This is a genomic window from Bacterioplanoides sp. SCSIO 12839, from assembly GCF_024397975.1.
Lineage (GTDB): Bacteria > Pseudomonadota > Gammaproteobacteria > Pseudomonadales > Oceanobacteraceae > Bacterioplanoides.
The window spans coordinates 3,600,799-3,612,219 of record NZ_CP073745.1 but is presented as its reverse complement, the minus strand read 5'-3'; the positions used below and the strand labels follow the sequence as shown (position 1 = coordinate 3,612,219).

At 49.3% G+C, this 11,421-nt stretch carries 13 protein-coding genes; 7 read left to right on the top strand and 6 right to left on the bottom strand.

Features of this window, described 5'->3' with window-relative positions; all coding sequences use genetic code 11:
- Nucleotides 1-11: 11 nt before the first annotated feature.
- From rng to KFF03_RS16385, 6 genes are all read right to left on the bottom strand, one after another.
- Nucleotides 12-1,490 (bottom strand): ribonuclease G, encoded by a 1,479-nt coding sequence (gene rng, locus KFF03_RS16410; protein WP_255858004.1) that lies wholly within the window; start codon nucleotides 1,488-1,490, stop codon nucleotides 12-14.
- Nucleotides 1,491-1,493: 3 nt separating this feature from the next.
- A complete protein-coding gene (locus tag KFF03_RS16405) occupies nucleotides 1,494-2,084 on the bottom strand; it encodes a nucleoside triphosphate pyrophosphatase (RefSeq protein ID WP_304941511.1) in 591 nt (196 codons plus the stop codon).
- A gap of 8 nt (nucleotides 2,085-2,092) precedes the next feature.
- Nucleotides 2,093-2,575, bottom strand: coding sequence for a rod shape-determining protein MreD (mreD, locus tag KFF03_RS16400; protein WP_255858003.1), 483 nt, complete (start codon nucleotides 2,573-2,575; stop codon nucleotides 2,093-2,095).
- 3 nt (nucleotides 2,576-2,578) lie between these two features.
- Complete coding sequence (mreC, locus tag KFF03_RS16395) at nucleotides 2,579-3,397, bottom strand: rod shape-determining protein MreC (protein ID WP_255858002.1); 819 nt, start codon at nucleotides 3,395-3,397, stop codon at nucleotides 2,579-2,581.
- A 143-nt stretch (nucleotides 3,398-3,540) separates the two neighbouring features.
- Nucleotides 3,541-4,422: an SDR family oxidoreductase gene (locus KFF03_RS16390; RefSeq protein ID WP_255858001.1), complete on the bottom strand. Its 882-nt coding sequence runs from the start codon at nucleotides 4,420-4,422 to the stop codon at nucleotides 3,541-3,543.
- A gap of 93 nt (nucleotides 4,423-4,515) precedes the next feature.
- Nucleotides 4,516-5,553 carry a rod shape-determining protein gene (locus tag KFF03_RS16385; protein ID WP_255858000.1) on the bottom strand — a complete coding sequence of 346 codons (1,038 nt, stop codon included), beginning with the start codon at nucleotides 5,551-5,553 and terminating at the stop codon, nucleotides 4,516-4,518.
- A 246-nt stretch (nucleotides 5,554-5,799) separates the two neighbouring features.
- On the opposite strand from KFF03_RS16385, the gene gatC reads away from it, so the two are divergent.
- From gatC to KFF03_RS16350, 7 genes are all read left to right on the top strand, one after another.
- Nucleotides 5,800-6,087, top strand: a complete 288-nt coding sequence (gene gatC / locus KFF03_RS16380; protein ID WP_255857999.1) for an Asp-tRNA(Asn)/Glu-tRNA(Gln) amidotransferase subunit GatC — start codon at nucleotides 5,800-5,802, stop codon at nucleotides 6,085-6,087.
- 21 nt (nucleotides 6,088-6,108) lie between these two features.
- Nucleotides 6,109-7,575: an Asp-tRNA(Asn)/Glu-tRNA(Gln) amidotransferase subunit GatA gene (gene gatA, locus KFF03_RS16375; protein ID WP_255857998.1), complete on the top strand. Its 1,467-nt coding sequence runs from the start codon at nucleotides 6,109-6,111 to the stop codon at nucleotides 7,573-7,575.
- Nucleotides 7,576-7,587: 12 nt separating this feature from the next.
- Entirely contained in the window at nucleotides 7,588-9,039 is a 1,452-nt protein-coding gene (gene gatB / locus KFF03_RS16370) for an Asp-tRNA(Asn)/Glu-tRNA(Gln) amidotransferase subunit GatB (protein WP_255857997.1), read from the top strand.
- A gap of 103 nt (nucleotides 9,040-9,142) precedes the next feature.
- Nucleotides 9,143-9,469, top strand: coding sequence for a hypothetical protein (locus KFF03_RS16365; protein ID WP_255857996.1), 327 nt, complete (start codon nucleotides 9,143-9,145; stop codon nucleotides 9,467-9,469).
- Nucleotides 9,470-9,491: 22 nt separating this feature from the next.
- Complete coding sequence (locus tag KFF03_RS16360) at nucleotides 9,492-9,911, top strand: hypothetical protein (RefSeq protein ID WP_255857995.1); 420 nt, start codon at nucleotides 9,492-9,494, stop codon at nucleotides 9,909-9,911.
- A gap of 176 nt (nucleotides 9,912-10,087) precedes the next feature.
- Entirely contained in the window at nucleotides 10,088-10,561 is a 474-nt protein-coding gene (locus KFF03_RS16355) for an NADAR family protein (RefSeq protein ID WP_255857994.1), read from the top strand.
- A 140-nt stretch (nucleotides 10,562-10,701) separates the two neighbouring features.
- Nucleotides 10,702-11,400, top strand: coding sequence for a tellurite resistance TerB family protein (locus KFF03_RS16350; protein WP_255857993.1), 699 nt, complete (start codon nucleotides 10,702-10,704; stop codon nucleotides 11,398-11,400).
- The last annotated feature ends 21 nt before the right edge of the window (nucleotides 11,401-11,421 follow it).

The following is an 11,421-nucleotide window of genomic DNA, read 5'->3' as shown; positions in this document are numbered from 1 at the left end:
ACGACGTAACCTTACTGCAGAATGATGTCGTACTGGTCCTGGCTGTATAACGCCTCGACCTGTAGTTTGATGGCTTTACCAATAAAGGCTTCCAGATCGGCGAGGCCATCGGAGTCTTCATCCAATAAACGATCCACCACCTGCTGGTTGGCCAGTACCAGATAGGTGCCAGCCTGATAGGCCCGTTCTTCACGCAGAATTTCGCGGAAGATTTCATAACAAATGGTTTCGGCGGTTTTCACCGAGCCGCGGCCATCACAGGCTTTGCACGGTTCCATCAACATTTGTTCGAGGCTTTCGCGGGTACGCTTTCGCGTCATTTCCACTAACCCTAAACCGGATACGCCGCTGATTTTGGTTTTGGCGTGATCTTTTTCCAACACCTTCTCCAGCATACGCAGTACCTGGCGCTGGTGCTCCGAGTCGGCCATATCGATAAAGTCGAGAATGATGATACCGCCCAGGTTGCGCAACCGAACCTGACGACCAATGGCATTGGCCGCTTCCAGATTGGTTTTGAAAATGGTTTCTTCGAGGTTGCGACGACCCACAAAACCACCGGTATTCACGTCGATGGTGGTCATGGCTTCGGTCTGGTCGATGACCAGATAACCGCCAGACTTCAGCGGCACTTTACGTTCCAGTGCGCGCTGGATTTCGTCTTCTACACTGTTCAGCTCAAAGATGGGACGAGGGCCGGGGTAATATTCCAGTTTTTCCTCAATCTCGGGCATGTACTGTTCGGTGAAGCTTGCCATGCTTTGTGAGGTTTCACGGGAGTCGATCAGAATCTTTTCAATTTCCGGGCGAACAAAATCGCGCAGCGAACGCTGTGATAACGGCAGCTCATCATAGATCTGAGCCGGAGGGGTGAACTCTTTGATACGCTCTTCCAGTTTGCGCCATAAGCGTCGCAGGTAACGGGTATCGGCAAGAATTTCTTCTTCACCCACGCCGTCAGCCGCGGTGCGCAGAATAAAGCCGGCTTCTCCGGTGAGGCCTTCTTCTTCCATGCATTTGTTGACCAGAACCTTCAGACGTTCGCGCTCTTCATCGTCTTCGATGCGCTGTGATACACCCACGTGATCAGCCCCGGGCATGTACACCAGATAACGCGATGGAATCGCCAGCTGGGTGGTTAAACGCGCGCCTTTGGTGCCAATCGGATCTTTAGTGACCTGTACCACAAGAGACTGCCCCTGATGCACCAGCTGATTAATCGGCGGGGTATTCGCCGAATTATGGCTGCTGTGGCTATGGTCGCCATTGGCAATTTCGGCGGCATGAATAAAAGCCGCGCGTTCCAGGCCAATATCAACAAATGCAGCCTGCATGCCGGGTAATACCCGCACTACCTTGCCTTTGTAGATATTGCCAACGATGCCACGGTGATTAGCGCGCTCAATCACAATTTCCTGAAGCACACCGTTTTCCACCACCGCCACCCGGGTTTCCGTCGGGGTGACGTTCATCAGAATTTCTGCGTTCATGGATTAACCTTGCTGGTCCTCAGACCAGACCTCAATATTAAAATCGTTTAACAGAGCCGCGGTTTCCGTCAGTGGTAACCCCACCACATTGCTGTAACTGCCATGGATATGATCCACCAGTATCGCGCCTTTGCCCTGAATACCGTATGAACCGGCTTTATCCATCGGCTCTTCTGTCGCGATATACGCGTCGATCTCGGCATCCGACAGCGTTCTGAAAATCACATCGGTCGCCACGCTAATGACCTGTTGTTGCTGTTGGCTGATGACAGCAACAGCCGTGAACACCTGATGCTGATTGCCGGATAAGCGTTGCAGCATGCGTTTGGCATCGGCCGCATCTTTGGGCTTGGTCAAAATCTCGTCGTTGATTATCACGCTGGTGTCGGAACCCAGTACGACGGCTTCTTCAGAGTCATTCAGGCTTGCCAGTGCCGTTTGGGCTTTTTCCAACGCCAGACGCTCAACATACCGTTTGGCCGCTTCATCTGGCCGGGGCGTTTCATCAATATCAACCGGGGCCAGCTTAAATTGGACACCAATCTGGGTTAATAATTCTCTACGACGGGGTGAGGCAGACGCCAGATAAAACATAATGATTCCTACTGATGACTGACTTTGCGCATCGCTGTTGATACCAGCGCATAAACCCAGGGCCACATCATGGCGGATGTCAGTGCGGGCAACCAGAGATCAACCGGGCGGGTGCTGTTGGTTAAAACCGATAACACCCAATACGTCAGCATTTGTTGCAACACCACCAACAAAAACACCACCGCCATTTGTTGTATAAAATTGAACATCACAATACGTTTATACAGCACCTGTAATAAATAAATATGCAGGGCAATAATCAGAATATGCAGGCCGAGGTAACTGCCGCGCTCGGCATCCAACATCAGCCCCAGCGGAATCGCCAGCCACAGGCCAAATAAGGTCGGCGCGCGTAATACCAGAATGGTCACCGCCAGAATCACCCAGGCCGGTTGCAGCCAGGAAAGAATCTCTGGCATCGGTAAGCGTTCAAGCACAAAAGCCAGAAACAGGGTGCTGGCAAACACCAGTAATGTACGAAAATCAGGCATAACTTATTTCTCTCTCCAGAGGCTTTCCGGAGGGACCTGCCCAGAACCTTGTTGGAACACCAATAACAAATGACGGCTGCGATCCAGGTGAGCACTGGGTGTGGCGCTGACGGTAGCGAATGACTGACCCGGCACATTCTCTACCCGGGAAACCGTCGCGACCGGATAACCGCGAGGATAACGCCCGCCCAAGCCGGAGCTGACTAATAAATCGCCTTCCTGAATGTCGGCCGTGTTCGGAACATAAATCAGCTGTAGAGTATCTAGGTTGCCGGTGCCTGTTGCGATGGCACGCACACCGTTGCGATTAACCTGAACCGGAATGGCGTGGTTGGAATCGGCAATCATCAATACCCGGCTGGAGCGCGGTAATACATCAATCACCTGACCCAGCAGGCCATAAGCATCCAGTACCGGCTGGCCAATAAACACACCGTCTTCGGTGCCTTTGTCGATCATGACTTGTTGTGAGTAAGGGTCCGGGTCGACGGCAATTAACGCCGACACCAATACGCGGTCGTCGATTTGTTCGGACGCTGATAATAATTCCCGTAACTCAATATTCTCTGCTTCCAGCGACGCCAGACGTTGTGCCTTGGTTTCGAGAATCAGATTACGCGCCGACAATTTTTTATTGTCACTTAACAACTGCTGGTGGGTTGCGGCGGATTCACCAAACCAGTTGGCGACGGATGCTGGCACAGCCGCGACTTTTTGTGCAGGCAGAATCAGATAACCACTGACCTGACGCACCGGCTGCAACCAGGGTGCATGGCTATCAAGCCAGATCAGAATCATTGCCAGCAGTGCAATGCCGACCACTTTCTGTCTTTGTGCAGGAGGAACCTGAAACTGAGATTTAATAAGAGTTTCCTTATGGCGTGCCGCGGTGAAACAGGCAATGCGCCAATAACGATAAAAATAACAGAGCTAGCGGCCTACTATACCGACTCGCTTAGACACTGTTAACTCTCATTCTCACGGCGATGCATCTCTTTGAGTAAGGAAGCGTAGCCGCTGCGAAAATCAGGGTATTTAAACGAGTACCCTGAATCCAATAAGCGGCGGTTATTACAACGTTTGCTGCCCGCCATCCGACCCAGACTAAAATCCGTTAATTCGGTCTTGAGCTGTTGTGCCAACCATTCTGTGACTTGTGCTAATGGCGCGGGTTCACAATCGCTGGCCAGATACCTGTTATCGAGAGACTTCCCTTCCAGTTTTGACTGAATTAAATGAGCCAAAACTCCGGCACAATCATCGCGGTGAATACGATTGCTGTAGCTGATGGGGGCAGCGGGAGCGCCTTTGCCGGTTTTTACGGTATTGATTAAGCGATTGCGTCCCGGCCCATAAATACCCGAAAAGCGCACCACTGATGATGCAATGCCGCTGTTTTCCAGTCGTTGTTCTGCTTCCAGCATAATGGCACCACTGAAGCGTTTAGGTTCGGTGGCGGATGTTTCATCAACCCAGCTGTGGTCAGCCTGGTGATACACCCCGGTGCTGGAGGTGAAAAAGATGTGCTTGGGTGGCTGAGGCCAGTGAGCAATCGCACTTAAGGTGTTGTTTAAACCCTCGACATAAGCGCTGCGGTAACCAGCTTCATTGTGTTGGCTGGCGGCAGCGCTGTAAATCACATAGTCCGCCGGTTGTTGTTTGATGGTACCGATAAAGTTTTCGGCATCGGTAAAGTCGGCACTGATTCGGGTAAAGGTTTGGGGCAATTTGTCGCTGTTACGACGCACACCTATGATTTCGAAGTTCGGGTTTTGCTTACTCAAAAGCTGTTTGCCACATTCGCTGCCGACATCACCACAGCCAATAATTAATACCCGAATGGTCATTTGTTGTGCCTCGCTTATTGGTTGGAACGGGGGAATCAGATACAAAAAAGCGGAGCATAAAACTCCGCTTTTTTGGGGCTGAACCGGTGTCGATTAATCGATCGCGGCCATCTCTAACTGGCTTTCGCTGGCGGTTTCTAGGAACTTACCGCCACCACGGGCAACACAAGTCAGTGGATCGTCGGCGACCAGAACCGGCAGGCCGGTTTCTTCGCTCAGCAGTTTGTCGAGGTCACGTAACAGGGCACCACCACCGGTTAACACCATGCCACGCTCGGCAACGTCGGAAGCCAGCTCTGGCGGAGATTGTTCCAGTGCCCCTTTAACTGCTTGCACGATGGCTGCCAGGGATTCTTGCAGTGCTTCGAGGATTTCGTTGGAATTCAGGGTAAAGCTGCGTGGAATACCTTCGGCCAGGTTACGGCCACGTACGTCAATTTCGCGCACTTCGCCGCCTGGGTAAGCGGTACCAATTTCTTGTTTGATACGCTCTGCGGTGGCTTCACCAATCAGGCTGCCGTAGTTGCGACGAATATAAGCAACAATCGCTTCATCGAATCGATCACCACCCACTTTTACGGATTCTGCGTAAACCACGCCGCTCAGCGAGATAATGGCGATTTCTGTGGTACCACCACCGATGTCGACCACCATAGAGCCACGGGCTTCATCGACTGGCAGGCCAGCACCAATGGCCGCTGCCATTGGCTCATAAATTAAATAGGCACGGGAAGCACCGGCACCCATTACCGAATCGATAATGGCGCGACGCTCTACCTTAGTTGCCTGATACGGCACACACACCACAACACGAGGGCTAGGTGGCATAAAGCTGCTTTCGTGTACTTTTTTGATGAAGTACTGCAGCATTTTTTCGGTTACTTCAAAGTCAGCAATCACGCCGTCTTTCATCGGGCGAATGGCCTGAATGTTACCCGGAGTACGGCCCAGCATACGCTTGGCTTCGGCACCAACAGCAGCCACACTTTTGGCGTGACCCTGCATGCGAATCGCAACCACCGATGGCTCATTTAATACGATTCCCTGATCACGCATATAAATCAGCGTGTTGGCGGTTCCCAGATCGATCGACAGATCGCTGGAAAACATGCTTCTTAACTTCTTAAACATCCAGAATTTCCCTGCACTAATCCCCAACTCGGGGCGGGTAAAAAAATTGCAGTAACTCTAGCAATGGTGGGGATTTAGAGCAAGGGCGCAGAGTTATTTAGAGCAAGAGGGATTTGTGCTAGGCTTCACGGCTTTCTTTATGTCGTCCTGTGATTGATTTGAGCAGCTTGTGTATTCAGTTGATTTTGCGCAGGACAACAAAATTTCAAACCTATTGCTATCGCCTTATTTTATGGGAGTACCCGTATGGCTCTGGATCAGGATCAGATTCGCGATATCGCTGCGTTGTCGCGCTTGCAGATTGATGAAGCACAAATCAGTGATTATCAAAAAAACCTGAGCAATATTCTCGATTTGGTAGACCAGTTAGCTGCCGTCGACACCTCAGATGTTGAGCCGATGGCTCACCCACTGGATGCCGTTCAACGCCTGCGTGCAGACGTCGTGACCGAAACCAATGAACGCGAGCGCTTCCAGAAAGTCGCACCACAAGTGGCTGAAGGCCACTACATCGTCCCTAAAGTGGTTGAATGATCAGCGAAGGAATATTGAGACATGCATAACAAAACAATTGCTGAGATTTCCCGCGAGTTAGCGGCTGGTGAATATTCCAGTGTTGAAATCACTCAGGATTTATTAGGCCGTATTAAAGATAAAGACGGCGACTACAACAGCTTTATTACCATCACCGAAGAGCAGGCACTGGCACAAGCCAAAGCCGCCGACGAACGTCGCGCAGCGGGTAACGCCGAAGCCTGGACCGGTGTACCCATGGCTCATAAAGATATTTTCTGTACCGAAGGTGTGTTAACCACCTGTGCCTCGAAAATGCTGAGCAACTTTGAAGCGCCATACGATTCCACCGTGGCCGACAACTTTAATAAAGCCGGTGCGGTGTGTTTGGGTAAAACCAACATGGATGAATTCGCCATGGGTTCATCCAACGAAAGCTCGTATTACGGGGCGGTGAAAAACCCGTGGGATACTGATCGTGTTCCAGGTGGTTCTTCCGGTGGTTCGGCGGCAGCGGTTGCTGCACGTTTAGTTCCGGGTGCTACGGCAACCGATACCGGTGGTTCTATTCGTCAGCCAGCAGCGCTGTGCGGCATTACTGGTCTGAAGCCAACTTATGGCCGTGTTTCCCGTTACGGCATGATTGCGTTTGCTTCCAGTCTGGATCAGGCCGGAACCATGACCCGTACTGCCGAAGATTCCGCCATGATGATGAACGTAATGGCGAGCTACGATACAAAAGATTCGACCTGTGTTGATCATGAAATTCCGGATTACACCGCCACGCTGAATGATTCGTTAGAAGGTATGACGGTTGGTCTGCCGACTGAATATTTCCGCGATGATTTATCGCCGGAAATGCAGCAGCAGGTAATGAACGCCATTAAAGAATACGAAAACCAGGGCGTGAAGGTTAAAGAGATTTCTTTGCCAAATACCCATCTGGCGGTTCCGGCGTATTACATCGTTGCTCCGGCAGAATGTTCGGCCAACCTGTCGCGTATGGACGGCGTTCGTTTTGGTTACCGTTGTGAAGATCCAAAAGACATTAACGATCTGTACGTTCGCTCCCGTGGCGAAGGTTTTGGTGACGAAGTTAAGCGCCGCATCATGGTCGGTACTTATGCGCTGTCGGCGGGTTTCTACGACGCTTACTACAAAAAAGCACAACAGGTTCGTCGTTTAATTAAAAACGACTTCGTTGAAGCCTTTAAAGACGTCGACATGATCATGAGCCCGGTAACACCAACACCTGCATTTAAAGCCGGTGAAAAAGGTGATGATCCGGTGGCTATGTACCTGGAAGATATTTTCACCATCGCATTAAACCTGGCAGGCTTGCCTGGTATGTCGATTCCATGTGGTCAGGTGGGTGTTGAAGGTGGAAAGGATCTACCTGTTGGCTTGCAGTTAATTGGTAACTATTTCGACGAAGCCCGTCTGTTAAATGCTGGTCATAAATTCCAGCAAGCAACCGACTGGCATTTAAAAACACCGGCTGGCATTTAAGGAGCAATCATTATGGAATGGGAAGTAGTGATCGGCCTTGAGATTCACGCTCAGCTGTCGACCAAATCCAAAATTTTCTCGGGCTCCAGCACCGCTTATGGTGCCGAAGCCAATACTCAGGCTAACGCTGTTGATCTGGGTTTACCGGGTGTTTTACCGGTATTTAACGAAGAAGCACTGCGTATGGCGGTGAAATTCGGTTTAGCGATTGATGCGGAGATTGGTAAAAAATCCGTGTTCGACCGTAAAAATTATTTCTACCCGGATTCACCAAAAGGTTACCAGACCACTCAGCTGCATCATCCAATCGTAGGCATGGGCCATATCGATATTGAACTGGATGACGGCGAGACGCGTCGCATTAATGTAACCCGTGCCCACTTGGAAGAAGATGCCGGTAAATCTGTACACGAAGGTTTCGACGGATTTTCGGGTATCGATTTAAACCGTGCCGGTACGCCATTAATTGAAATTGTTTCTGAGCCGGAATTACGTTCCGCCAAAGAAGCTGCTGCGTATTTCCGTAAAATGCACAGCATCGTGACCTACTTAGGCGTGTGTGACGGTGATCTGTCCCAGGGCTCTATGCGTTGTGACTGTAACGTGTCTCTGCGTCCGAAAGGTCAGGAAGAATTCGGTACCCGTACTGAAATTAAAAACGTGAACTCTTTCCGTAACGTTGAGCGTGCGATTGAAGTTGAAATCGAACGTCAGATGGACGTACTGGAAGACGGCGGTGTGATCGTTCAGGAAACGCGTCTGTACGATGCCGATAAAAACGAAACCCGTTCTATGCGCTCGAAAGAAGTGGCGAACGACTACCGTTATTTCCCGTGCCCGGATTTATTGCCGGTTATTATCGACGATAACTACATCGAAGCGGTTCGCGAAACACTGCCGGAATTGCCGGATGCCAAGCGCGCACGCTTTGTTAAAGACCACGGCTTAAGCGCAACTGACGCGGCAGTAATTGCGTCTAACCGCGACCTGGCTCACTACTTCGAAGACGCGGCGAAAATCGCTAACGACTATAAGCTGGCAGCCAATTGGGTGCAGGCCGATGTATCGGCGGCACTGAACCGTTTAGAAATTGGTATCACTGAGCTGGCAGTTAATGCAGAACAGCTGGGTCGTATTCTGGTGCTGATTAAAGACAACACCCTGAATAACGGTGGCGCGAAAGAAGTCTTTAATGCGCTGCTTGAAGGCAAGGGCGACAACGTTGATGCGTTGGTGGATTCTCTGGGCCTGAAACAGGTGTCTGATACTGGCGCGATCGAAGCCATTGTAGAACAAGTCTTAGCGGATAACGCTAAGTTGGTTGAAACCTACCTGGCCACACCAGAAGAAAAACGCGGCAAAGCGATGGGGCCATTTATTGGTGCCACCCGTAAAGCGGCGAAAGGTGTTAACCCGCAGGTGGTGATGGAAGTTCTGAAGAAGAAACTTTCTGAGCTGGGTTAATAGCCGGTCTTTGGTGGAAATTAAAACGCCCGATTAGTGAGAACTAATTGGGCGTTTTTAGTTCTGCTGCAAGCTTCGTTTTATGGGACCCTAAGGAAGGGATATGAAACAGTTTTTGAAAGCTTATTTTTTTGTGATATTACTTGGATTTACTGTCAGGGTCATAGCAGCAGATAACATACTACTTTATCTTCCGATATCTTTCGTTATATTGACGATGGCGTATTGTTGGGTCGATTTTGAGTCCAGCCTGAAATTATTTCTTCTATCACTTGCACCCCTGATGTCTTCACTTTTGACCTGGTCATTTCTACCATTAGAGGCATTCCAAGCTTTAATACTTGTTTCTGCATTTGAATCCTTCTTTCTTGGGATGATTTGGTTGCAGCTACTTGATGTTTTAGGCCTTGTTAGATGTAAATCGGATTGAAGATAATGAATGGAGTACTTAATTGAAAAAAGAATACCCCCCTTGGATTATCTCTCCTAAAGGAAATCGCTTATCTAGTCACCGACACTCTGCTTTTTCGGATGATTTTGCGAGGTTCGAACAGTTTTACCTTGATCTAAATGAAAGTAAGAAAAGGGAGTTTACAGAAAAGTGGGTAGAACCAGCCTTGTGGTATGGTTTCTATAATCGATTAAACTCAAAGAATGATCCAAGATATTCGCCAAAGGATGACTTTCTTCAAGCAAGGTCAGCTATTCAGGCATATATAAAAGATAAGTTTTTTTTGGCTGTTGAGGCTTATGGAGAGGGTAACTTCCTGAAGGCTCGTAGCTTATTTTTAGAAGTAATTTACAGTGGATTTTCTAAGGCAGTAGTTGGAGACAAGCCTGGAGAATACCTTGATCTTTTGGAATCGAAGTAACCAGAGTACTGTTTTTAGTTAGCGCCTATTCAAATCTCAACTAAAAAAACGAAACAGATAACCACAATTGACTTCAAAGGCATTGTGTATCAATTTTAAGCGATGAAAACCCCACTCAAATCCCACATAATGCTTCTCTAAAGCCAATTAATATCGACCAAAGGAACCGAACCCTTATGGGACTGTTTCCAGAAGAAAACCTGAACTCACACTTTTTCTCGCGCCACGACGCTAACGAGTTATTGGGCAGTGCCTCGCCGCACGGTTTCTTTCTGGATGATCAGAACTGGCCCACGGTTGAACACTATTTTCAGGCGATGCAGTTTGATAACTCAGCTTTTCAGGAAAAAATCCGCAATGCTGAAACAGCCCAAGATGCGATGAAACTCACCAAGTGGCGTTTCTGGCAACGCCGTAAAGATTGGAAACAACGCCGCCAGGTGTTAATGACCCGCGCCATGTACACCAAGTGCAAAGCCTATCCTGAAGTTGCCGCAGCGTTATTAGATACCGGTGATCAAACTCTGGTGGAAAATAACAGTTACGATTATTTCTGGGGCTGTGGCAGAGATCGCCGTGGTCAGAATCAGTTTGGTAAAATTCTGATGAATATCCGGGAAAAATTACAGCAAGAAGCCAGTGAAAGCTGAGTCACGATACCTTCGTTAAATTGCTGTTAGCGAAAAATACAAATCTACACTTTTCCCGTCATTTAATAACCCAGCCTGACCCAAACTTAACTCCAACCCCGTATGCTGGTATCTGAGAAAATAAGCAAACAGGTAGAGTGATGGACGTTAAAGGTCTGGTGAATATGTTTCTGGGTTCTGCTTCAGAACTGGCGCAGCAAGGTAAGCAGGGTGCCGAAAAAGCCCTGAATATTCCCGCCGAAGGTCAGAGTCGTAGCGATACATTATCAACTCTGGGTAAAGGTGCACTGGGCGGCGGTGCTTTGGGTTTGTTATTAGGCTCCAAAAGCGGCCGTAAGCTGGGTAAAACCGCGTTGCAGGTGGGTGGCACGGCGGCATTAGCGGCGGTGGCTTATAAAACCTATCAGAAGTGGCAAAGCGATAAGGCTGACCCCGTAGGCGCTGCAGCGGATATCAATCATTCTCCTCAAGCGGCATTGGCTCCGCCTGTCGACTCACAAGAGCGCGAAAGCTTGTTGCTGTTGTCTTCCATGATTGCAGCGGCCAAAGCCGACGGACATATTGATGACGCGGAACAAGATCGAATTCAGGCTGCCGTGAAATCGATGGGAGCCTCCGCGGAAGTAAATCAGTTTGTGGAGCAGGAATTAAGTAAACCGCTGGACCCAGCCGAGGTTGCTGCTCAGGTAACAACCCCGGAAGAGGCAGCAGAAGTGTACCTCGCTTCAGCAATTATTATTGATGAACAGAACTTTATGGAAAAAGCGTATCTTCAGGAACTGGCAAAGCAATTACAGCTCGCCCCTGAATTGGTTTCTGAACTGGAAAATAAAATGTAATAATGTAACGTTTTGGATAAA

Bases quoted from the DNA above. Each gene is read 5' to 3' on its own strand.
- mreD (WP_255858003.1), bottom strand. From the start codon at position 2,575: ATGCCTGATTTTCGTACATTACTGGTGTTTGCCAGCACCCTGTTTCTG.
- KFF03_RS16355 (WP_255857994.1), top strand. From the start codon at position 10,088: ATGGGACTGTTTCCAGAAGAAAACCTGAACTCACACTTTTTCTCGCGC.
- gatC (WP_255857999.1), top strand. From the start codon at position 5,800: ATGGCTCTGGATCAGGATCAGATTCGCGATATCGCTGCGTTGTCGCGC.
- KFF03_RS16405 (WP_304941511.1), bottom strand. From the start codon at position 2,084: ATGTTTTATCTGGCGTCTGCCTCACCCCGTCGTAGAGAATTATTAACC.
- KFF03_RS16390 (WP_255858001.1), bottom strand. From the start codon at position 4,422: ATGACCATTCGGGTATTAATTATTGGCTGTGGTGATGTCGGCAGCGAA.
- KFF03_RS16365 (WP_255857996.1), top strand. From the start codon at position 9,143: ATGAAACAGTTTTTGAAAGCTTATTTTTTTGTGATATTACTTGGATTT.
- KFF03_RS16350 (WP_255857993.1), top strand. From the start codon at position 10,702: ATGGACGTTAAAGGTCTGGTGAATATGTTTCTGGGTTCTGCTTCAGAA.
- gatA (WP_255857998.1), top strand. From the start codon at position 6,109: ATGCATAACAAAACAATTGCTGAGATTTCCCGCGAGTTAGCGGCTGGT.
- rng (WP_255858004.1), bottom strand. From the start codon at position 1,490: ATGAACGCAGAAATTCTGATGAACGTCACCCCGACGGAAACCCGGGTG.
- KFF03_RS16385 (WP_255858000.1), bottom strand. From the start codon at position 5,553: ATGTTTAAGAAGTTAAGAAGCATGTTTTCCAGCGATCTGTCGATCGAT.
- gatB (WP_255857997.1), top strand. From the start codon at position 7,588: ATGGAATGGGAAGTAGTGATCGGCCTTGAGATTCACGCTCAGCTGTCG.